Origin of the sequence: Burkholderia sp. SRS-W-2-2016 (assembly GCF_001931485.1) — a bacterium.
In the GTDB taxonomy this organism is placed as follows: Bacteria; Pseudomonadota; Gammaproteobacteria; order Burkholderiales; family Burkholderiaceae; genus Paraburkholderia.
On sequence record NZ_MSDV01000033.1, the window covers coordinates 23,743 to 46,451 of the forward strand.

At 61.3% G+C, this 22,709-nt stretch carries 18 protein-coding genes and 2 pseudogenes; 11 read left to right on the forward strand and 9 right to left on the reverse strand.

Annotation, left to right across the window (positions count from 1 at the left end; all coding sequences use genetic code 11):
* Positions 1-60: 60 nt before the first annotated feature.
* Complete coding sequence (locus BTH42_RS15480) at positions 61-1,161, reverse strand: polyamine ABC transporter substrate-binding protein (protein ID WP_075300882.1); 1,101 nt, start codon at positions 1,159-1,161, stop codon at positions 61-63.
* 615 nt (positions 1,162-1,776) lie between these two features.
* Here BTH42_RS15480 and BTH42_RS15485 point away from each other — a divergent pair.
* The 9 genes and pseudogenes from BTH42_RS15485 (at position 1,777) to BTH42_RS15520 (ending at position 9,762) form a co-directional block, all read left to right on the forward strand.
* The gene (locus BTH42_RS15485) at positions 1,777-3,081 is read left to right on the forward strand and encodes an Nramp family divalent metal transporter (RefSeq protein WP_075300884.1); all 1,305 of its coding nucleotides are present in this window, start codon (positions 1,777-1,779) and stop codon (positions 3,079-3,081) included.
* Positions 3,082-3,166: 85 nt separating this feature from the next.
* Positions 3,167-3,370 carry a DUF1289 domain-containing protein gene (locus BTH42_RS15490; RefSeq protein ID WP_075300886.1) on the forward strand — a complete coding sequence of 68 codons (204 nt, stop codon included), beginning with the start codon at positions 3,167-3,169 and terminating at the stop codon, positions 3,368-3,370.
* 403 nt (positions 3,371-3,773) lie between these two features.
* Complete coding sequence (locus BTH42_RS36460) at positions 3,774-3,929, forward strand: hypothetical protein (RefSeq protein ID WP_372237267.1); 156 nt, start codon at positions 3,774-3,776, stop codon at positions 3,927-3,929.
* A pseudogene (locus tag BTH42_RS15495) lies at positions 3,860-4,782 on the forward strand (IS256 family transposase); the annotation flags it as partial. The gene BTH42_RS36460 and the pseudogene BTH42_RS15495, both read left to right, overlap by 70 nt.
* Before the next feature lie 576 nt (positions 4,783-5,358).
* Positions 5,359-5,568 (forward strand): annotated as a pseudogene (locus BTH42_RS15505) (IS256 family transposase); the annotation flags it as partial.
* A gap of 427 nt (positions 5,569-5,995) precedes the next feature.
* Complete coding sequence (locus BTH42_RS35470; RefSeq protein ID WP_178392175.1) at positions 5,996-6,160, forward strand: hypothetical protein; 165 nt, start codon at positions 5,996-5,998, stop codon at positions 6,158-6,160.
* A gap of 63 nt (positions 6,161-6,223) precedes the next feature.
* Complete coding sequence (locus BTH42_RS35475) at positions 6,224-7,138, forward strand: HEXXH motif-containing putative peptide modification protein (RefSeq protein WP_075300889.1); 915 nt, start codon at positions 6,224-6,226, stop codon at positions 7,136-7,138.
* Between the two features lie 9 nt (positions 7,139-7,147).
* Positions 7,148-8,584, forward strand: coding sequence for an ABC transporter ATP-binding protein (locus BTH42_RS15515; RefSeq protein ID WP_075300891.1), 1,437 nt, complete (start codon positions 7,148-7,150; stop codon positions 8,582-8,584).
* Positions 8,584-9,762, forward strand: a complete 1,179-nt coding sequence (locus BTH42_RS15520) for a JmjC domain-containing protein (RefSeq protein WP_075300902.1) — start codon at positions 8,584-8,586, stop codon at positions 9,760-9,762. Before BTH42_RS15515 ends, BTH42_RS15520 begins: the two co-directional genes overlap by 1 nt.
* 251 nt (positions 9,763-10,013) lie before the next feature.
* Here BTH42_RS15520 and BTH42_RS15525 read toward each other — a convergent pair whose 3' ends face one another.
* The 3 genes from BTH42_RS15525 to BTH42_RS15535 all read right to left on the reverse strand — a co-directional run bounded on the left by BTH42_RS15525 (position 10,014) and on the right by BTH42_RS15535 (position 14,207).
* Positions 10,014-11,261, reverse strand: coding sequence for an MFS transporter (locus BTH42_RS15525; RefSeq protein ID WP_075300968.1), 1,248 nt, complete (start codon positions 11,259-11,261; stop codon positions 10,014-10,016).
* A 288-nt stretch (positions 11,262-11,549) separates the two neighbouring features.
* Positions 11,550-13,142, reverse strand: coding sequence for an ABC-F family ATPase (locus BTH42_RS15530; RefSeq protein WP_075300904.1), 1,593 nt, complete (start codon positions 13,140-13,142; stop codon positions 11,550-11,552).
* A 120-nt stretch (positions 13,143-13,262) separates the two neighbouring features.
* A complete protein-coding gene (locus tag BTH42_RS15535) occupies positions 13,263-14,207 on the reverse strand; it encodes an NAD(P)-dependent oxidoreductase (protein ID WP_075300906.1) in 945 nt (314 codons plus the stop codon).
* A 241-nt stretch (positions 14,208-14,448) separates the two neighbouring features.
* On the opposite strand from BTH42_RS15535, the gene BTH42_RS15540 reads away from it, so the two are divergent.
* Positions 14,449-14,655 (forward strand): dodecin, encoded by a 207-nt coding sequence (locus BTH42_RS15540; RefSeq protein WP_075300908.1) that lies wholly within the window; start codon positions 14,449-14,451, stop codon positions 14,653-14,655.
* Positions 14,656-14,801: 146 nt separating this feature from the next.
* On the opposite strand, the gene BTH42_RS15545 is transcribed toward BTH42_RS15540, so the two are convergent.
* From BTH42_RS15545 to BTH42_RS15560, 4 genes are all read right to left on the reverse strand, one after another.
* Complete coding sequence (locus BTH42_RS15545; protein WP_075300910.1) at positions 14,802-15,896, reverse strand: BMP family ABC transporter substrate-binding protein; 1,095 nt, start codon at positions 15,894-15,896, stop codon at positions 14,802-14,804.
* 58 nt (positions 15,897-15,954) lie between these two features.
* The gene (locus tag BTH42_RS15550) at positions 15,955-16,884 is read right to left on the reverse strand and encodes an ABC transporter permease (protein ID WP_075300912.1); all 930 of its coding nucleotides are present in this window, start codon (positions 16,882-16,884) and stop codon (positions 15,955-15,957) included.
* 30 nt (positions 16,885-16,914) lie between these two features.
* Positions 16,915-18,018: an ABC transporter permease gene (locus BTH42_RS15555; RefSeq protein WP_075300914.1), complete on the reverse strand. Its 1,104-nt coding sequence runs from the start codon at positions 18,016-18,018 to the stop codon at positions 16,915-16,917.
* Between the two features lie 73 nt (positions 18,019-18,091).
* Positions 18,092-19,690 carry an ABC transporter ATP-binding protein gene (locus tag BTH42_RS15560; RefSeq protein WP_075300916.1) on the reverse strand — a complete coding sequence of 533 codons (1,599 nt, stop codon included), beginning with the start codon at positions 19,688-19,690 and terminating at the stop codon, positions 18,092-18,094.
* A 317-nt stretch (positions 19,691-20,007) separates the two neighbouring features.
* Here BTH42_RS15560 and BTH42_RS15565 point away from each other — a divergent pair, with 317 nt between their 5' ends.
* Complete coding sequence (locus BTH42_RS15565) at positions 20,008-20,940, forward strand: LysR substrate-binding domain-containing protein (protein WP_075300918.1); 933 nt, start codon at positions 20,008-20,010, stop codon at positions 20,938-20,940.
* Positions 20,941-21,038: 98 nt separating this feature from the next.
* Here the strand turns inward: BTH42_RS15565 and BTH42_RS15570 are convergent, their stop codons facing one another.
* Positions 21,039-22,427 carry an 8-oxoguanine deaminase gene (locus BTH42_RS15570; protein WP_075300920.1) on the reverse strand — a complete coding sequence of 463 codons (1,389 nt, stop codon included), beginning with the start codon at positions 22,425-22,427 and terminating at the stop codon, positions 21,039-21,041.
* Positions 22,428-22,709: the final 282 nt, after the last annotated feature.

The following is a 22,709-nucleotide window of genomic DNA, read 5'->3' on the forward strand; positions in this document are numbered from 1 at the left end:
AAAGCCCCCGGTGAACACCGAGGGCTTCATGATGATGCTGATCTCTCTACCGCATGCCGCTTAGCGGCCGGACTTCAGTTCAGTCCACAGGCGCGTTTGCAGCCGCTGGATTTCCGGCGGCAGCGGCTTGAGCAGGAACAGCGTCTTGATGGTTTCCGGCGACGGGTACACGGCCGGATCGTTGGCGACGTCCTTGTCGACGTACTTGCGCGCTTCCGTGTTCACGCTCGGGTAGTACACCGCGTTGGTGATCGCCGCGTGCACCTGCGGCGTCTCGATGTAGTTGATCCATTCGTGCGCGGCTTCCTTGTGCTTCGCGTCCTTCGGAATCGCCATCACGTCGAACCACACCGGCGCGCCGCCCTGCGGAATGTAGTACTCGATCTTGTACGGCTTCTTCGCTTCGGCCGCGCGATGCTTGGCGATCACGACGTCGCCCGACCAGCCGAACGCGAAGCAGACGTCGCCGCCGACGAGGTCGTTGATATAGCCCGACGAGTTGAACTGCGTGATGTACGGACGGATTTTCTTCAGCACTTCGAGCGCGGCGCGGTAGTCGGCCGGATTCGTGCTCATCGGGTCCTTGCCCATGTAGTGCAGCGTGGCCGCGAACATCTGGTCCGGCGCGTCGAGCACCGACACGCCGCAGGCCTTCAGCTTCGAGATGTTTTCCGGCTTGAACAGGATGTCCCAGTTATTGAGCTGGGTGTCCTTGCCGAGGATCTGCTGGACCTTGGTGACGTTGTAGCCGAGACCGGTCGTGCCGTAGGCCCAGGGCACCACGTACTTGTTACCCGGATCGGCGCCCGCGACGAGGGCCATCAGCGCCGGGTCGAGGTACTTCAGGTTCGGCAGCTTCGATTTGTCGAGCGGGTCGAAAATGCCGGCGGCGATCTGCTTGCCCGCGTAGTTGCTGGTCGGCACGACGATGTCATAGCCCGAGTTGCCGGTCAGCAGCTTGGCCTGCAGCGTGTCGTCGCTGTCGTAGTTGTCGTATTTGACCTGGACGCCGGTCTGTTTCGTGAAGTTCGGGATCGTGTCCTTCGCGATGTAATCGGACCAGTTGTACACGTTGAGCTGCGTATCTTTCGCAGCGGCCGTCAGCCACGGCGCCGCGCACAAAACCAGCGCCGCTACCTGCCCTGCAATCCGTTTATTCATCCTGATCTCCGAACCCCTGTCGTCACTCAAGCCGCGGCCTCGCGCGCGCAGCCCCCTGAAAACCCCGAAAACTACCATCAAATAATGCCCGCTCCAAAAAGAAACCCGGAGCTGTCGCGCAAACGGTACAGGCGCAGGCCGTACCACTGCAAAATGGCGGCAATTTTAACGGGTTATCGGCGTGTGTCCACCGAAAAATACGTGGGCGGCAAGCCGCGGCAGCCATGCTGAGCGTGGATTGCAGGCGGTTTGGCGGGTTGTCGTCATGGGCTTGTAGGGTCGGCGCGCCGTCGCGAGCGCCGCAATGCACCTATCATGATTTTTTGGTGCCCAGCGCGGGTGCCGGTGGTGCGTGCCGGTGGTGCGTGCCGGTGGTGCGTGCCGGTGGTGCGTGCCGGTGGTGCGTGCCGGTGGTGCGTACGGGCAGTGCGTGCGCCGGCGCACGCCAGCCGGATCGCGGCCGGCGGCGCACAATGGTTGCTCGCAGTTGCCGATCGCACCGCGCTCGGGGCGACTGAAGCGGTGAGCCGGCGTTGCCTGCGGGGCGGGTCGGGCCGTCAGCCGGCAACGGGCATGTGGCTTGCAACAGGATGCGTTTTCCGGGCTCAGGTATCGATGAACACCAATCCTTTCGGGTTGCGCTCGAACCGCCGCCGGCGTGTGCCCAGGGATCCGGCACGCCCGGCGCACTGGTTTTCGTTCCTCGGCGCCGGCGCGCTGATCGCGGTCGGCTATATCGATCCCGGCAACTGGGCGACCGCGCTCGGCGCCGGCGCGGGCTTCGGCTACCGCCTGCTCGGCATCGTCGCGCTGTCGAGCCTGATGGCGATGCTGCTGCAATGGCTGTCGTCGCGGCTCGGCGTGGTGACCGGGCGCGATCTCGCGCAGCTGTGCCGCGAGCGCACCGGCCGCGGCGGCACGCTGTTCCTGTGGCTGACCAGCGAGGTCGCGATCATCGCCTGCGACGTCGCCGAGGTGGTCGGCAGCGCGGTTGCGCTGCAATTGCTGCTCGGCGTGTCGCTGACGGTCGGCGTGCTGATGTCGGCGGTCTGCACGTTCGCCCTGCTCGCGCTCCAGCAGTGGGGCCGCAAGCTCGAGGCGGTGATCGCCACGCTGATCGGCTTCGTCGGTTTGTGCTTCGTGGTCCAGCTCGCGCTCGCGCGGCCCGACTGGCGCGCGGCGCTGGCCGGCACCGCGCCGAGCATCGAATTGCTGCGGAACGCGGGGATGGTGTGGCTCGCGGCGGGCATCGTCGGCGCGACGGTGATGCCGCACAACCTCTATCTGCACTCGGCGCTCGTCAAACATCACGCGCCGGACGGCAGCGACGCGCAGATCAAGGTCGCGCTGCACGTGATCAATCTCGATACGTTCGGTTCGCTCGCGTTTGCGTTCGTGATCAACGCGGCGCTGCTGATCGTCTCGGCGGCGGTGTTTTACACGAGCGGTCATCGCGACGTGACCGATCTGGCCGATGCGCATCGGCTGATCGCGCCGCTGGTCGGCAGCCACTGGGCCGGCATCCTGTTCGCGGCGGCGCTGCTCGCGTGCGGGCTGAGCGCGACCGTGACCGGCACGCTGGCCGGCCAGGCCGTGATGGAAGGCTTTCTGCAACTGCGGCTACCGCGCTGGAAGCGCGCGCTGCTCACCCGGGCGCTCGCGATCGGGCCGGCGCTGCTGGCCGTCGCGATGTTCGGCCCGCACGGCTCGAATCAGTTGCTGGTCGCAAGCCAGGTGGTGCTGAGCCTGCAACTGCCGCTCGCGGTGGTGCCGCTGATCCGCTATGCGTCCGATCCGGCGCTGATGCGCGGCTGGCGCGTGCACGGCGTGCCGCTGGTGTTGGCGTGGTTGTCGGCGGCGTTCATCATCGTGCTCAACGGCGCGTTGTTGTGGCAGCTCGCGGCGGGCGCGACCCGGTGAACAACGGTGAACCGCCGCGGCCGACGGCGGCTGGCGCGGATCGGTTAACATAGCGGCACTTCGCTTCTCCGCCTCAAGGTTTCCGATGACTTCGAATCTTCACGATCTTCCCGACAGCCCGTGCATCGGCGTGTGCTCCACGCTCTTCGACGAGGTCTGCAAAGGCTGCGGCCGCACCGCCTCGGAAGTGTCCAACTGGGTGTTTCTGAGCGACGAGGAAAAGCGCGCGGTCTGGACCCGCATCGAGCAGGAAGGGACCGCGATGCGGTTTCAGAACGATAAGGTGTGAGTCGTCGTTCGCTGCGTTGCGCCAATGGTTACGAAAAAGCCGGGGTTCAGTTTAGGAACTGAACCCCGGCTTTTTTTGCGGCTTGGCGTTCGGGTAGCGCTTCGAGCGGATGTGCGGCCGAAATTCTCACCTATCCGCTTACCGGCGGAGGCTGCAGATAGCGGGCACCCGATGCAGAGCGTACACAGCGATCGCTGGGGCTATTGTATTTTCGTGTTCAAGGTATATGTTCTTTAGGAGAACATATACCTTGAACACCGAAGACCCCACCGGCAGACCTGCCAGCAATTCCTGTCGAACTGCTTGAACAGTTCGGCAACGGCCTGATGACGGCCGACACCCGATCAATACCGCGACGCTGGCGTTCAAGAAGGCCCTGACCGAGGGGGCTCAGGGTGGCGAGATGAGTCATCATCTCCACTATCGACCAGGCGCCGTGAAGCCTACCGCCGTCAACAACCAACGCAACGGCACGGGTGCCAAGACCATCCTGCCCGAAGAAGGCCTGATTCGAATCGAGTACCGCGCGACCGCGATGGCCGTTTCGAACCGCCGCTGATTCCCAAACACGAACGACGCTTCACCGGCTTCGACGACAGGATTGTCGCCATGTATGCCCGTAGCATGACTGTACGCGAGATTCACGGATTTCTGCAGGAGCAATACGCACGGCGGTCTCGGCCGACTTCATCGGCTCGGTCACCGACGAAGTCATGCCCGAGGTGACTGGATGGCAGGCCCGGCCGCATGAACCGATGTATCCGGTCGTGTTCTTCGACGCTTTGCGGGTCAAGATCTGCGAAGACGCGGTAGCGCGCAACAAGGCGATCTACGTTGCACTGGGTATTCTGCCCGACGGCACGCGCGATATTCTGGGGCTGTGGATCGAGAGCATCGAAGGCGCAAAGTTCTGGATTAAGGTGTTCAATGACCTCAGGACACACGCCGTCAATGATGTCCTGATCGCCGCCGTAACCGATGGTCTCAAAGGCATACCCGAGGCGCTATCTGCGGCGTTTCCGGCAACCATACTGCAAACCTGCATCGTTCACTTGATCCGCAACAGCCTGGACTACGCGAACAGGAAAAACCGCAAGGGGCTGGCGGCAGCGATTTTCCCGACCTACTCCGCTGTCAGCGTTGAAGCGGCTCAGGCGGAACTCGAGGCATTTGCCGATGGACCACGCGGACAGAAATTCCCGCCGGTCAATACGGCGTGGCGCAAAGCGTGGGATTGCGTGCTTTCGTTCTTCGCTTTTCCGTCGGTGGTTCGCATGGTGATATACACCACGGATGAAATTCACAAGCTCCCACGCCGACCTTCGCTCGTTCGTTCGCTTCCGGCCATCGTAGCGGCGTGCCGTCCGATTTGGGGCACACCTGCTTCCACCTTGTTAAACAGCCTCTGGTGAGTTGCGAGCGGCGTGCGATATGCCGACGCAACGCTAGTGTGCGTTCGTCAGGCATCCAGACTTCGGGCAGAAAGTCGCTCGCATACAGCTCCGCCAGTACGGCGGCATCGATCCTGTCTGTCTTGACGCGCCTCCGCGATCAGTCGCATCTGCAGCGGATTGGCGATCGCCAGATACGCGGCACATTGACGATACCGGCCGTATTGCCCGTCGCCTCAAGCACAACGTGCGCAGCTTGAGAGCAAAGCGTCCAAGTTCGTCGTGTTGCAACCAGGTTCGGCCTCCTGCTTGCCGCGGGCCATGCTCCAGGTAAGCGATCTCGGCCACGGAGCGCGAAACGTCTAACCCTACGATTCGCATAACCGTCTCCCATTTCAGATCACTGACGGGAGCCGGGGGGCCAGCACGACAACTACGGATTCGCGCTCGCAGCGCAACCGGGCGGGTCGCAGGGGCGGCCAACTACTAACACGAGCTCGCGGCTCATCGTATAGCAACGGCCTGCCCACCCGAAGTGCTCCCCAGTCCCCCTTCGCTTAAACCGCTCCGCGAGGTACCGGCTATATCATGCCGGTTACGAATACCATTGAAAATATCAACTCGCAGCTGCACAAGATCATCAAAACGAGGGGACACTTCCCGACTGATGGAGCCGCCACGAAACTCATCTGGCTGGCACCGCGCATCAGCACTGCCGATTGGGAGCGTGCCGCTCATGACTGGAAGGCGACCATGAGCCAGTTCGCCATCCTCTACGAAGACCGATTCTCTCAACCATCCGTGTGAATCTCAACCCGCTTTGAACACGGAAATTCTGACACCCCGATCGCTCTCAATATCAGACCTCATCAACCACCGCTTAGCCTTCCGTCGCAACGGATAAATGCCTTGAGCAGCCGCGGAAATTCAAGACTTATTTTCCTTTCCAGCCCCACTTTAAAACCATCTCAAAAACATCTTAAAAAATAATAACAAACACATATTTTTCATATTGATTAACCTTCCGACCTCGACCAGACCACACTACCCCCACCCTCCTCTCAAAAATAAGCTTCTCCGTCAAGTCAAAGTTAACCTCAAAAATAACTATGTCCAGAGATGGTATTCATTTTTCATAGTTACAATTTTATTATTGTTTTAGTGCATTTTACTTTCTACATTGATCACACACCCGTCGACCTAGACGGGTGTATGTCAACTCTGAATGGAGAACATGATGGCTATCGTTGACCTCAGCACCGCGGTTAAAGTCGCAGCGGAGAAGATGAAAGAACGGGATATCCAAGACGCACGAAAACAAGTCGAAGCTCAAATCGACGGGCGCGCGTGGAATATGAACCAACCGCTAAACATGATCGCTTACGAAGACCAGCGCTAAGTTCGTAGTGGTTGTGAGAGGACACAGTTTATCTGTGTCCTCCTTTCATAGACAGGAGCAGCCATGATCTTACAACTTGGTATGACCCAACAGATCGAGACGCTTGTAACACTAACCGGCACTATTCAATTTGCCTCCAGTAAAAAATATCAATCGCTCGAACACCTACGAAAAGGCTATCGTGGATTTCTCGCGAAATTGGATCAGCGTCCCGTTAACGTCGATAGCACAGAGATCATGTGGATTACCGATGGCGAGGCACTCGACAAGTTGCGAACCCTCTTCTCCAATGACTCGCTGCTGGACGACAAGAAGCAGGCTATTGTCATAAACGACAAAAGAGATGATAACTGTGCCAGCAAGGAAGCAAGACTGGCCATTGCCCTTAACGAACTGTCATTATGTAGCCATGAATATGGTGAAATTGTTCGAACAGTAATTACCGACATCTTCGTGTTGCCCTCTGACGTTGCAAAGGGTGGTTCAACATCACAGGCTATTGGTGTTATTTGGGCCAACCCAAAATTGACGTATACCGTAGCCGATATTATTGAGATTCTGGTTCACGAGTTCACTCATCATTCCATGTTTCTCGACGAACTACGTTATGGCCACTACTCGTACGCCGCAGTCCTCGATCAGAAAACTTGGGCACATTCTGCGATTCTCAACGTACAACGCCCCTTGGATAAGGTACTTCATAGCATTATCGTCGCAACTGAAGTCCTTTTGTTTCGGTCTGAGTATCTCGGACATCCCGTAAAACCTCGGGTTCATCCTCCTACAGAAATCTTGCTCACGCAGCTACAGGATTCGATCTCGTCGGCCGAAGAAATAGCATCCTTACACAAAGGTATTCTTCAGCAGAGGGCATTAGAACTTCTGGAGAACGTAAAAATATCATTGCGCAAAGTCGTTTCGCGTCAGACCCATCACAGTGATTTTTCCTCCCGACCAATAAATGTCCCATTACAGTAAAGGCCGAGTATGCAAAATGCAGAATGGCCGGCGCCGTCAATCTCAAGCTCCAAGGAGAGCCGCGGGCACCATCGAGCCGATCCTACCACTAGCACTATGACCGTTATTTATGGTCATCGTGCTGCATGGATCGCCATTTTACTGATAGTTATTCACCAAAGCCTCGTAGCCTCTTCGATTATATTCTTAACAGAAATAATCGAGAGATTTCAAGATGGGAGAGATTATCATAATTTTGTTTATCTCTACCTTATTGCCATGGCGTTACCCTATATCCCCGGCTGCACATCGTTAGTTTTTCTCCAGCGATGGATTAACGACGCGCACAGCACGTTCGTCAGTCGGCTAACAGATAAGATAAAAGGAAAAATCTCGCAATATCGCAACACTGCGTTGCACGAACGCGTTACAGCAACTCTCGCGAGAAACTCGCTACCTGTGCTGCGAGAATATATAACATTCATCCACGACCTGGTTAGCTTTACGCTAAACAGTGTCTTGAGTATGGTCATCATGATTTTCCTGCTGCCAACCGAGCTGGCGCTAGGCTACGTTATCAGTTTTTCTTTATGCTTGGGACTTGTATTTGCACTGCGATCGACTATTTCAACATCATCTTCGAGCTACGAAATTCGCTACCTCGCCTATACCGACACCCTTGATAAAGCATGGGACAACATTGTGCTGGGCAATAGCTATAACGAGGCAATCTGGCAACGTAGTAAAGAAGAGGCAAGCCAACGCTTCTATAAGGCCGCCATTACCCTGCAGTTACGGAAGCAACTCGGAAACTTGCTCCTCGCTGGCGCGTCGCTGATACCTACCATTTTTTTGATCGTCATGATTTTCCGTGGCGAACATATTGTTGCATCAGTTGTCGCCGCGGTCGTCGTTAACCTCACTCGCATCTTTCTCATACTTAATTCGTTGAGTGCCCTAGTCTATAAAATGCTTGACCTTTCTTCCATGCGAGCGAAGCTCAAGGTTCTTTTTGCCCCACTCACCACTTCTCTCGACGAAGAATCGGTGAGCATAGATCACGTCGGCACGATTTATGTGAACGGCAACAAGGTGCAAGGAAAATCACAAATCATCAACTTTTTTGCCGATGTGGAAAGTGGACGATTCCGGATCACTGGACCCAACGGCAGCGGAAAATCCAGCGCCCTCGCAGCGCTTAAAGAACAGTTTGGCGGAGGAAGCTTTCTCATGCCGACGAACCATGCCAACTTGGCGTGGGAAGGCACCAGCAAACCGATGTCCACGGGACAGCAGATGATCTCATCGCTTCGGGAGATCATCTCTATCGAAGATGTGACACACATCCTGCTGGACGAATGGGATGCCAATCTCGATCAGGAAAACGCAGCCGCGATCGATGTTGCTCTCAATGATCTGGCAAACACCAAAGTTGTAATTGAAGTACGTCATATGCGAGGCCAATAATGAAAGCGAACGAACTTTGTAACATCTTGCTATTCGATAAGGATTTTCGATTTCACTATGACTCTCGTGCATTCTGGTCAAGGAACGTGGGCAGCAGGGAATTACAGGAAATCTTCTGCTGGGAAAATCTAAACGCCTGTCTGTCGTTTAACCGAATTACGAACGACCGGCTTCGAATGTCCACGGAACACGATCATGACAGAGTAAACCGCCGAGCATTCCGCCCCGTCAGCGACCGGTTTGGTCGCAATACTGACTACCTCCTGATTCACGAATTTCACAAGCTAATGCGAGAAGGCGTAACGGCCGTACTCGAAGCAGTCAACGAACTTTCACCCAGCGTAGGTGAATTGACGGAAACGCTAGGCGGAACGCTCGGCGCGCAGTCGGCGGCCAATGCTTACATCTCTTTTGGGAACACCTCGGGGTTCGGACCACATAATGACGACCACGATGTGATCATCTTGCAACTTCATGGACGCAAAAAGTGGCAGTTTTTCCAAAAGGAAGGACTAGTCGGCAAAGCCACCGTGGAGCATCTATCTAATGTCACCAAGGCGGAACGAGCCGAAGAAATTGTGGTTTCGGCCGGCGACATCATGTACATCCCGAAGGGCATGTGGCATGACGTGGCGGCCTTAAATGAGGAGAGCCTACATCTCACGGTTAGCCTGATATATCCGACACTTGCCGACTTCGTTACCTGGGCGCTCTCGCAGAATGCGTACGGCCCACCGTTCAAGGACTTACGACCAGGCGAACCCGGCCGTGAACATGCTCTGTCTGTTTGCAATGACTTCCTTGCTGGCATACTCCAACCGGAGAACCTGAACGTCTATCTCTCCACGATTTATGCAAGCAAGATGGGAACGAGACCCAAGGCGAATTTACCTGGATTGAACACGGCGTCGTCCGAGGACGCTTTCCGACGGACTACCAGAGAGTTCATTGTTGCGACACCAGGAAATGATAAAGACCGTGTTGAAATGTTCGCACTTGGGAGGATATATTCGCTAACTTCGACAGAGCTTCATCTGTTACAGGCAGTACCTCATGTTGGCTCGATTCGCGGCCACGAATTGAGATTGGCCGCTGCAAGTTGGGATTCGCTTGCCTCAGCTCTTGGCAACTTGATGGATCTCGGCTTGGTCGGAAAGGTTAGCACTGCCTCTGTGTAGCAGAAATGGCGCTGTAACTCGGCGACACACCTCATCGCATGAGCGACCTACTGGCGCTGGCCCGCCTGCATGCTCGCGAGCGTATAGTCCGTCGGAGTTTACAGAATGGATCGTTTAGAGTGCCGCAATCCATGTCGGCCACGTGCCTGCAAACCTGGCTCGGGAATGCCGGTCGTGCGAGACGATGATCATCGTCTCCACTTGCACTGGTTTCGAATATTTCCCGATCAACGGCTCAAGGAGCGGCTGCGTCAATCAACCGACGCATCGCACGCGCACTCGAGCGCCGGCGCCCTGGTCGCGCGTTCCGCCGCGGCGAGCCGTTGCAGCGCGGCGAGACCGAGCAACGCGAGCCCGAGCCCCAACGTGAAATCGGCATGCACGCCCGCCTGGTCGACGATCGTGCCGCCCACCGCCGACCCCGCCGCGATCGCCACCTGAATCACGCTGACGAACATCGCCGAGCCCGCTTCCGGCAGATCCGTCGTGCCGCGCTGAATCCACACGCTGAAGCACAGCGGCAGCGCGCCGAACGCGATGCCCCACAGCAGCATCCCGGCGGTTTCGCCGATCGGCGAATGCTCGAGCAGCAACATCGACGACATCGCGCCCAGCAGCAACAGAATCATCGCCGCGACCGATTTCTTCAGGTGGTCCGAGATCACCATCGAGGTCAACGCATTCGAGAAGAAGCCGATCAGACCGAAGCCGAACAGCAGCAGCGTGATCGCGCTCATCGAGAAGTCGTGTTCGAGCAGCGGCGCGATGTACGTGTAGGTCGAGAAATGCGCGCCGAACACGAGCGCGACCATCAGCATGCTCAGTCGCGTCTGCGAGCGGCCCAGCAGCGTTTTGAAGTCGGCCAGACGCAACGCCGACGCCGACGGCAACGACGGCACGAGGAGCACCTGCGCGAGCAGCGCGAGCGCGACGAGGCCCGCGGTGGCCGCGAACGCGAGACGCCACGACGCGAACGACGCGATGAACGTGCCGAGCGGCACGCCGACCACGGTCGCGAGCGTCACGCCAGTGAGGATGGTCGCGGTCGCACGGGCTGCGTCCTTCGACTGCACGAGGCGCGGCGCGGCCGCGGTCGCGAGCGTCCAGAAGCCGCCCAACGCGGCGCCGAGCAACGCGCGGCCGACCAGCATCACCGCCAGATTCGGCGCCGCCGCGCAGATCAGGTTCGCGATCAGCAGCACCGCGGTGAGCAGCAGAAACACGTAGCGTCGATCCGTGCGGCCCGCGCTGACGATCAGCGTCGGCGCCGAGATCGCGGCCAACACGCCGGGCGTGGTGACCATCAGACCGGCGACACCGGTCGACACGCCCAGATCATGGGCGATTTGCGGCAACAGGCCGACCGGCAAAAATTCGGCCGTGACGAACGCGAACGCGCTGACGGCGACGGCAATGACCGATAGCCATTGCGCGGCCGAGGTCGTCGACGTTGAAGTTCCATCAATGGAGATTGGAGTCGTAGCGGTATCGATTTGCATGATGAGACGGGTGACAGATTGAATGCCCAAACTGTAAGGGGCGATTCGGTCTGGAAAAAGCGGTGTTCTCTGAAAAGAGTGGCCAGCGTGGCTGAACAATGGCCACGCGGCTATCGCTGCGCGAGCAGCGCTAGGGAAACAATCAAGGACAACAGAACAGCGATTGCGCCGAGCCAGCAGCAAAGCAGCGCAAAAATTATCTGGCACGAAGAAAAAAGCCCACTTCGACGAAGCGGGCTTTCCGGCGATTCACGCGCGGCGAACGGCTCGCCGCACGATTCGTTCTACTTACTCCACACCCTGACTCGTCAGGAAGTCCTCGTAGTTGCCGCCGAAGTCGGTCAACGTGCCATCGGTCTTCACTTCGATGATCCGGTTCGCGAGGCCGCTGACGAACTCACGGTCGTGCGACACGAAAATCAGCGTGCCTTCGAACTTGTCGAGCGCGATCTGCAGCGATTCGATCGACTCCATGTCCATGTGGTTGGTCGGCTCGTCCATCATCAGCACGTTGTGGCGGCCGAGCATCAGCTTGCCCCAGATCATGCGGCCCTTCTCGCCGCCCGACAGCACCTTCACCGACTTGCGAATATCGTCCGCGTTGAACAGCAGACGGCCGAGCGTGCCGCGCACCATCTGCTCGTCGTCGCCTTCCTTGCGGTACTGGTCGATCCAGTCCATCAGCGTGACGTCGTCCGGAAACTCTTCGTACGTGTCCTGCGGCATGTAGCCGATGTTCGCGTTTTCCGCCCACTTCACGGTGCCGTGATCGAGTTGCAGCGCGCCGAGCAGCGAGCGCAGCAGCGTGGTCTTGCCCGCGCCGTTCTCGCCGATGATCGCGATCCGCTCACCCGGCTGCACGCTGATGCTGAAGTTGTTGAAAATCGAGCGCTCGTACTTCTTGGAAATGGTGTCGGCGACCACTGCGATGTTGTGCAGCTTCTTCTCGAACTCGAAGCGGATGAACGGGTTCTGCCGCGACGACGGCTTGAATTCCTCGATCTTGATCTTGTCGATCATCTTCAGACGGCTGGTTGCCTGACGCGCCTTCGACTTGTTCGCCGAGAAGCGGCGCACGAAGTCCTGCAGGTCGGCGACACGCTCCTTCGCCTTCGCGTTGGCGGCCTGCTGACGCTCGCGCGCCTGCGTGCTCGCGAGCATGTAGTCGTCGTAGTTGCCCGGATAGACCTTCAGCGTGCCGTAATCCATGTCGGCCATGTGCGTGCACACCTGGTTCAGGAAGTGGCGGTCGTGCGAGATGATGATCATCGTCGAGTTGTACTGGTTCAGAATATCTTCCAGCCAACGGATCGAGTTGATGTCCAGGTTGTTGGTCGGCTCGTCGAGCAGCAGCACGTCCGGCTTCGAGAACAGCGCCTGCGCGAGCAGCACGCGCAGCTTCCAGCCCGGCGCGACGTTGCTCATCGGGCCGTTGTGCAGATCGATCGAGATACCGATGCCGAGCAGCAGTTCGCCCGCGCGCGCTTCGGCGGTGTAGCCGTCGTACTCGGCGAACTTCGCTTCGAGTTCGGCGGCGTGCATGTAGTCGTCGTCGGTCGCGTCCGGGTTCGCGTAGATCGCGTCGCGCTCGCTCATCGCGGCCCACATTTCGGTGTGGCCCATCATCACGACGTCGAGCACGCGTACGTCTTCGTACGCGAACTGATCCTGGCGCAGCTTACCGAGGCGCACGTTCGGTTCGAGCATCACGTTGCCCGAACTGGGCTCGAGATCCGAACCGAGAATCTTCATGAAAGTGGATTTACCGCAGCCGTTCGCACCGATCAGGCCATAGCGGTTCCCTTCCCCGAATTTGACCGAAATGTTCTCGAAGAGGGGCTTCGGCCCGAATTGCATGGTGATATTGGCGGTAGACAGCACGGCGCGTCCCTTTGAATGTGATATCGGCGAAAAACCCAATATTTTAGCAGATTTAGAGAAATCAACCGGCGATGATCGTGGCGGGCCGGTTTGCGCCGGTCGTCTCTCTGGCTGCTTTCCTTACTCCGCCGCGCCGCCCGGCCCGCCGCGCGGCGTTTGCAACACGTCGACGAACGCCGAGAAATCCGCGCCGGCCAGCCCCATCGCCGCGGCCAGCCGCAGCAATTGCTGCACCGTCGACGACACCGGCATCGGCGTGCCGGTCTCGTAAGCGGTCGCGGCCACCGTATCGACGTCCTTCTGGAACGTGCGCAACGCGCCGATCGGCGGCTGGCCGCTTTGCGTCATGCGCGGCACGAAGGTTTGCAGCAGCACCGAATCGGCCCAGCCGCCGGCGAGCGCCTCGGTCAGTTTCGCCGCGTCGATGCCGCTGCGCTGCGCGAGACTGACCGCCTCGGCAATCGCCGCGACGGTCGCGGTGACGATCGCCTGATTGCACAGCTTCGCGGTTTGCCCGGCGCCGACCTCGCCCATGTGCGTGACGCGCGATGAGTACGCCTCCAGCAACGGGCGTACCGCGGCGACATCGCCGGCCGCGCCGCCGGCCATGATCGCGAGCGTGCCGGCGGTCGCGCCGCCGACGCCGCCGGAAACCGGCGCATCGATCCAGCCAATCGCGGTGCCTGCACTGCCGCCGGCCGCCGCCCCGCCCCGCGCCCCATATTCCGCCGCCCGCCGCGCCAACCCACGCGTCGCCGCCGGCGGAATACTCGAATGATCGACGATCCAGCGCAGTCGGCGCGGCTCTGCCGGATCGCCGTCGAGCAGCCCCGCCGCGCCGAACACGGTCTGCTCGACCGCGGCCGCGTCGGCGACGCACAACAGCACCGCATCGCAGCACGCGGCCAGCTCGCGCGGCGTATCGACGAGCTTCGCGCCGTCGGCCTGCAACGCCTCGGCCTTGGCCCGCGTACGGTTCCAGACATGCACGGTATGCCCCGCGCGCAGCAGATGCCGGATCATCGGCGCGCCCATCAGACCGGGGCCGCAAAAACCAATTTCCACGTTCGAACCTCGTCGGCTATCAGATTGAATGGCGAATTTCTCAGCGCGGACATGATAACGGCCGCCCCTGCCGCGCGATACCGGGCATGCCGGGCATGCGATGTGCGGCTCCCCGTTCGGACAGCACGTTTCCGCCGCGAATCCGCCGCGCCCCCCGCGAACCGTTGCCTATACTTTTTCCAGCAACGCTCGTTTCGAAGCGCGTTTTTCCGACCAGCGGCGCCAACCCAGGAGGACATCCATGTCAGACCACGTTTACAAGAAGATCGAACTGACCGGCTCGTCGACGAAATCGATCGACGACGCAATCAGCACCGCGATCGCCAAGGCATCGACTACGCTGCGCAATCTACACTGGTTCGAAGTCACGGAAACGCGTGGCCAGATCGAAGACGGCAAGGTCGCGTACTGGCAGGTGACGCTGAAAGTCGGCCTGCGGATCGACTGACGCGGCTTTTGTAGCGCTGCACTGCCATGCCGCCGCGTCTTTCGGGCAACAGCGGCGGCCGAAAAAAAGCTGCGTTCAACCTGAGGTGAACGCAGCTTTTTTCATTCACGATTCATTCACGAGCGACGGCCCGCGTCGCTCGCCGCTTATTTCGGCAACGATCCGTCGACACCCTCGACATACCAGTTCAGCCGCTGCAACTCCGGATCGGTCAGCGTCTTGCCGGCCGGCACCTTGACCGTGCCCGACTGATCCTTGATCGGCCCGGTGAACACGTCGCGCTTGCCGCTCGCCAGATCGCCGCGCGCGGCGGCGACCCGCTTCTGGCCGTCGGCCGGAATCGCCGAATTGTTCAGATCTTCGAGGTCGACCGCCTTTTGCGGAATGCCCCACCACACCGGATCGTTCTTCCATTTGCCGTCCAGCACCTGCTGGATCACCGCGGTGTAATACACGCCCCAATGCGCGACCACCGAGCCCAGATGCGCGCTCGGCCCGAACTTCTTCATATCGGAGTCCCAACCGAACGCGTGCACGTGCTTCTCCGACGCGGTCGCGAGCGTCGCGCTCGAATCGGTGTTCTGCAGCAGCACGTCGGCGCCCTGGCCGATCAGCGTTTCGGCCGCCTGCTTCTCCTTGCCCGGATCGAACCAGCTGTTGATCCAGATGACCTTCGTATGCACCTTCGGATTCACCGAGCGCGCGCCGAGCGTGAACGCGTTGATGTTGCGCACCACTTCCGGAATCGGCACCGACGCGACGAAGCCGAGCGTATTGCTCTTCGTCACGTAGCCGGCGGCGACGCCGGCCAGATACGCGCCCTGGTACATGCGCACGTCGTAGGTGCCGAAGTTCGGCGCCTTCTTGTAGCCGGTCGCGTGCAGGAACACGGTGTCCGGGAAGTCCTTCGCGACCTTCAGCTGGAAGTCCTGAAAGCCGAAGCTGGTGCCGAAGATGATCTTGTTGCCCTTGTTCGCGAGATCGCGGAACACGCGCTCGGAGTCGGCCGATTCGGGTACGTTCTCGACACGGGTGATCTTGATCTTGTTGCCGAACTTCGCTTCGGCCTCCTTCGAACCCTGGTCGTGCGCGAAGGTCCAGCCCGCGTCGCCCGGATTGCCGAGGTAGACGAATGCGACGCCGGGCACATCGGCGGCTTGCGCGGACTGCGCGAGCGGCGCGCTCAATGCGAGCGAGGCCGCGCCCCACGCGAAGGCGGTCAGCAGATTTCTTCTCTTCATGTTGTTCCCCTGTCGTGTTTAGCGAATCATCGTGAGCGGATATCAACCTGCGCGGCGCTCAGCCCGCGAGGAAAAACGGTTTGCCGAGCGAGGCCGGCGCATTCAGGCGGATCGTGTTCGGATTGCGCGAAATCAGCGCGAGCACGACGATCGTCGCGACGTACGGCAGCATCGCGAGAAATTGCGTCGGCACCGGCACGCCGATCGCCTGCGCGTAGAACTGCAGCCCGGTCACCGCGCCGAACAGCAGCGAGCCGATCAGCAGACGCCCCGGCCGCCACGTCGCGAACACCACCAGCGCGAGCGCGATCCAGCCGCGGCCCGAGGTCAGGTTCTCCTGCCACAGATGCAGATTGACGATCGAGTAATAGCCGCCCGCGAGCCCCGCCATCCCGCCGCCGAACGCGACCGCGCCGTAGCGCACACCGACCACCGGAAAGCCGACCGAATGCGCGACCTGCGGCGATTCGCCGACCGAGCGCAGCACCAGCCCGGCGCGGGTGCGATACAGGAACCAGCCGATCGCCGCGAACATCAGGAATGCGAGGTAATCGAGCGGCGTGAGCGTGAACAGCGCGGGGCCGAGCACCGGAATTTTCGACAGCCCCGGAATGGTCCATGTATCGATCGTCGCGCGCACCGCGGCCGACGTGTACGGCTTGCCGACATATGCGGACAGCCCGATCCCGAAGATCGTCAGCGACAGCCCGGTCGCGACCTGATTGGCGAGCATCGTCAGCGTGAGGAATCCGAACAATAGCGACATCGCGAGTCCGGCGCCGATCGCGGCCAGCACACCGAGCCACGGGTTGCCGGTAATCGCGGTGACCGCGTAGCCGCTGACCGCGCCCATCAGCATCATCCCTTCGACGCCGAGGTTGAGCACGCCCGACTTTTCGGCGACGAGTTCCCCCGCGCCCGCGAACATCAGCGGAATCGACGCGGTGATCGCGCTGGAGGTGAGCGCGCTGGCTTGTTGAATATCCATAAGCAGTCGATAAGCGGATTAACGGGCGGATCAATGAGCGGCGGCCGTCGAACGGCGCCGCACGCGGTAGTTCACGAACAGGTCGGCGCCGAGCAGGCAGAACAGCAGCAAGCCCTGAAACACACCGGACAGCGCCTGCGGCAACTGCATCGAGGTCTGCACCGCTTCGCCGCCGAGATACAGCAGCGCCATCAGCAGACTCGCGAGCACGATGCCGAGCGGATGCAGCCGGCCGACGAACACGACGATGATCGCGGTGAAGCCGTAACCGGGCGACCACGTCGCCTGCAACTGGCCGATCGGGCCGGCGATCTCGCCCATTCCGGCGAGACCCGCGAGGCCGCCGCTGATCAGCAGCGAGGTCCAGATGGTCTTCTTGTCGGAGAAGCCCGCATAGCGCGCGGCGAGCGGCGCGAGTCCGCCGACGTTCATCCGGTAGCCGGCGAAGCTCTTGCGCATGAACAGCCAGACCAGCGGAATCGCGATCAGCGTCAGGAAGATCGACGCGTTCAGGCGCGTGCCACGCAGCCATTTCCAGTGCCAGTCGCCGTACAGCGTCGGAAACAGCGCATCGCCGCTGAACATTTCGGAGAGCGGAAAATTCATCCCCTGCGGATCGCGCCACGGCCCGCTGACCAGATAGATCAGCAGTTGCGTCGCGACATAGGTGAGCATCAGGCTGACGAGAATCTCGTTGGTGTTGAAGCGGCTCTTCAGGAACGCGGGGATCGCGGCCCACGCCATTCCGCCGGCGACGCCGGCGAGCATCATCGTCGGCAGGATCCACCAGCCGCTCGCCTGATCGAAGTAGATCGCGACGCCGCTCGCGGCGATCCCGCCGAGCAGCATCTGCCCTTCGGCGCCGATGTTCCACACGTTCGCGCGATAGCCGATCGCGAGTCCGAGGCCGATCAGACACAGCGGCGACGCTTTCAGCAGCAGTTCGGACCAGCCGTTGACGCTCGACAGCGGCTCGATGAAGAACGCATGCATCGCCTGCAACGGATCGCGGCCGACCAGGCCGAAGATCAGGAAGCCGATCGCGAGCGTCAGCAGCGCGGCGATCAGCGGCACCGCGAGCTGCATCGCGCGGGACGGCGACGTGCGGGCTTCGAGTCGGTAAGGAAGCGTCATGGGTGGGGTGCAGTCGTTCTGGTTCTTTGGTTGCGTGTCAGGGTGCGTGCTCGAACTGTTTCGTATTCCTGCTTTATGCATGCGCGGGCTGATCGGCCGCCGGCGCCGCGCCCCCGCGGTCGCCGAACAGCCCCGCCATCCAGCGGCCGATTTCTTCCGCGTTGGTCGCGCCGGTCGCGCGCACCGGCGAGAGCCGGCCGCCGGCCAGCACCGCGATCCGGTCGCAGATATCGAACAGTTCTTCGAGCTCCTCCGAGATCACCAGAATCGCGACGCCGCGCGCCGACAGATCGAGCAGCTGTTGCCGGATAAACGCGGCCGCGCCGACATCGACGCCCCACGTGGGCTGCGCGACCACCAGCACCTTCGGCGCCTGCAAGATCTCGCGCCCCATGATGTATTTCTGCAGATTGCCGCCCGACAGACTTTGCGCGAGTGCGTCGGGTCCGCCGCAACGCACGTCGAACGCATCGATACAGCGCTTCGCGAACGCGCGCATCGCCCCCGCTTTGATCCAGCCGGACTTGACCATGCTCTGCCGATGCGCGGTGAGCAACGCGTTGTCCGCGAGGCTCATTGCCGGCACCGCGCCGCGGCCCAGGCGCTCCTCCGGCACGAAGCCGAAGCCGAGCGCACGCCGGCTACCCGCGCTCAAACGCGCGGCGGGTTTGCCGCAAATCGCGATCGCGTCGGCGGGCACGCTGCTTCGGTCCGCGCGTTTCTCGCCCGACAGCGCGGCCAGCAATTCCGCCTGGCCGTTGCCCGACACGCCGGCAATGCCGAAGATTTCGCCCGCGTGCACGCTGAACGACACGTCGCGCAGCGAGGTGCCGAACGGATCGTCGCTCGCCACCGATAACTGCTTCACGTCGAGCAGCAGCGCGCCCGGCTTATGCTCGCGGCGCGTGTAATCGGGCAGCGAATGGCCGACCATCAGTTGCGCGAGCGACGCGTGGGTCTCCTGCTTCGGCTGCACGTGACCGGTTACGCGGCCGCCGCGCATCACCGTCGCGGTGTCGCACAGCTCCTGAATTTCGTCGAGCTTGTGGCTGATATAGAGGATGCTGCAGCCCTCGGCCGCGAGCCGGCGCAGCGTCGTGAACAGCTTGCGTACCGCCTGCGGCGTGAGCACCGAAGTCGGTTCGTCCATGATCAGCAGGCGCGGATTCTGCAGCAGACAACGCACGATCTCGACGCGTTGCCGCTCGCCGACCGTCAGGCTATGCACGTGACGCTGCGGATCGATGTCGAGCCCGTAATCGGCGGACACGTCGCGAATGCGTTTGGACAGCGCTTTCAGATCGAACGGTTCGTCGAGCGCGAGCGCGATGTTCTCGCCGACCGTCAGCGTTTCGAACAACGAGAAGTGCTGAAACACCATGCCGATGCCGAGCTTGCGCGCGGCCGCCGGATTCGCGATCTCGACCGTGTCGCCCTCCCAACGGATCTCGCCCGCGTCGGGCCGCACCGCGCCGTAGATGATCTTCATCAGCGTGCTTTTACCCGCGCCGTTCTCGCCGAGCACCGCATGAATTTCGCCGGGCGCGACGATCAGCGTGACGTCGTCGTTCGCGCGCACGGCCGGGTATTGCTTCGTGATGCCGGTCAGCGCGAGCCGCGGTATCGCTGCGCCGCGGGTCCGCGCGCCGTCGCCGGAAGGAAAGTCGCTCATAAGGATTCCGTAATGCGTTCGTGACGTCGCGTAGCGCGTGAATGTCACCTGCATGTCACCTGCATGCCGCCTGAATACCGCCGGTGGTTACCGCGATGCATCGCGCAACGCTTGTGCGCGCGGGCCGCCGATCCGTCACCACAACCGGATGACAATACCTAATTCAACCCCCTCAGTCGAGCCGACAAAATTCGCGCAAACCCGCGTCACAGCAAGCGCTGCGGGTATGTCTCCCTTGACGTCGATTTTCGTCCATATTAAAACCCATATACCCCCACGCCCGTTCGATCAGCCAGCACATATATTTCGGAGAACCCATGAGCCAGCAACGCGAGGCGATCGACACGTACCTGCTGCGCGTGTTGCACACGCTATTGATGGAGCGCAGCGTCACGCGCGCCGCCGTCAAACTGAATCAATCCCAACCCGCGATCAGCGCGGCGCTGCGCCGTCTGCGCGACATCACCGGCGACCCGCTGCTGGTGCGCGGCAAGTCCGGCATGGTGCCGACCGAGTACGGACTGCGCCTGCTCGAACCGGTGCAGAACGCGCTGCGCGAAATCGAGCGCATCAAGTTCCAGCAGCACAACTTCGATCCGGCCACGTCGATCCGCTGCTACCGGATTGGTTGTCCCGACTATCTGAACGTGCTGTTCGTGCCGACGGTCGTCGAACGCTTCCGTCAGGCGGCGCCGAATGCGACGCTCGAATTCCATTCGCTCGGCCCCGCGTTCGACTATGAACTCGCGCTCGAAGACGGCAAGCTCGATATCGTCGTCGGCAACTGGCCGGAGCCGCCCGAGCAACTGCACCTGTCGAACCTGTTCGTCGATCAGATCGTCTGCCTGATGAGCAATACGCATCCGTTCGCGAAGCGCGGCAACCTCACGCTCGATCAGTATCTGAACGCGCCGCATCTCGCGCCGACGCCGTACTCGGTCGGCCAGCGCGGCGCGATCGACGTGCACCTCGCGCGCGAGAGGCTGAAGCGTCACGTGGTCGTCACGCTGCCGTACTTCAATCTGGCGCCGTACGTGCTGATCAAATCGGAGCTGATCTTCACGACCACGCGCCTGTTCGCCGATTACTACGCCAAATTCCTGCCGCTGACCGTGGTGCCGGCGCCGCTCGATTTTCCACCGATGCAGTACTACCAGTTGTGGCACGAACGCGTGCATTACTCGGACGAAGTGCGCTGGCTGCGCTCGCTGGTCGCGGAGGCGACCAAAACGCTGATCGACAAGCCTTGAGGGCGCTGGCGGGGCTCGTTCCCGCCGCCCACGCTCACCTGCGGTTTTACTTCGCGATCCTTCATTTTGCTGAGCCTGCCTGTCGGGCAGGCCCGCGCTTACACCGCCGCCTGATAAAGCTCGCGCGCCAGGCGGTTATGCCGCTCGATCACCGGCCCGAGCTCCAGCGTCGCCAGTTGCCCATCCTTCACGACGACCTTGCCGTCGATCACGCTCAGACTCACCTGCGACGGCGCGCAGAACACCAGCGCGGCGACCGGATCGTGCAGCGCGCCGGCAAACAGCGGCTGACGCAGATCGAACGCAACGAAATCCGCCGCCATGCCGGGTGCGAGCGCGCCGATATCGTCGCGATTGAGCACCCGCGCGCCGCCGAGCGTCGCGATTTCTAACGCCTCGCGCGCAGTCATCGCATCGGGCCCGAAACCGACCCGCTGCAACAGCAACGCCTGACGCACTTCGGCGACCATCTGCGCGCCGTCGTTCGACGCCGAACCGTCGACGCCGAGCCCGACCGGCACCCCCGCCAACCGCATCCGCCGCACCGGCGCGATCCCCGATGCGAGCCGCATGTTCGAACACGGACAGTGCGCGACGCCGGTGCCGGTTCGCGCGAACAGTTCGATGCCGGGTTCATCGAGTTGCACACAGTGCGCGTGCCACACGTCATGGCCAACCCAACCCAGATCGTGCGCATACTCGGCCGGCGTCATGCCGAACTTCACGCGGCTGTACGCAACGTCGTTCAGGTTCTCCGCCAGATGCGTATGCAGCGACACGCCATACTGGCGCGCGAGCAGCGCCGATTCGCGCATCAGATCGCGGCTCACCGAAAACGGCGAGCATGGCGCGACCACCACGCGCAGCATCGCGTAGCGCCCATCGTCGTGATACGTCTCGATCAGCCGCTGGGTGTCGGTCAGGATGTCCGCCTCGCGCTCGACCACCGAATCGGGCGGCAAACCGCCCTCTTTCTGCCCGACGCTCATGCTGCCGCGCGCCGCATGAAAGCGCATGCCGATGCGGCGCGCGGCGGCGATACTGTCGTCGAGGCGGCTGCCGTTCGGATAGATATACAGATGGTCGCTCGACGTCGTGCAGCCCGACAGCAGCAGTTCGGCCATCGCGGTCAGCGTCGACACTTCGATCATCTCGGGCGTCAGGTGCGCCCAGACCTTGTACAGATTCGTTAGCCAACCGAACAATTCGGCGTTCTGCGCGGCGGGAATCGCGCGCGTCAGGCTCTGGTACATGTGGTGATGCGTGTTGACGAGGCCCGGTATCACCAGATGGCCGCGCAGGTCGAGCACTTCGTCGGCGCTGGCCGGCAACGTGTCGGTCGGCCCGACCGCGACGATGCGGTTGTCCTCGATATACAGGCCGGCGTCGCGCAGTTCGCGGCGCTCGCCGTCCATCGTCACGAGCACGTCCGCGTGCGTGACGAGCATCGTTTTGCCGGCTGGCCGGGGTGCTGGGTTCATCGTCATCCGTGTTCTCCGCCTGATTGCGTGCATGCAAAGCCGTTCGAACGCGATGCGGCCGCACGCGCACCGTGCCGCCGCGTTCGCGTGAACGCCGTAGGCCCGGTTACCCAGCGTGCTTGCGCCGTCTTCGGGGTTGCCGCGAGGTAACGCAGGAACTCGCGTCACCTCCTGGCGAATGCGCCGCGTCCGGACCGCTCGCGAACCGCATCGGGTTCGCATCGGCCGCGCCGCCTAGCCGTCACCTTCGGCGACCAAAATCCCGCTGACAACTCGCGCCGCTGCGAT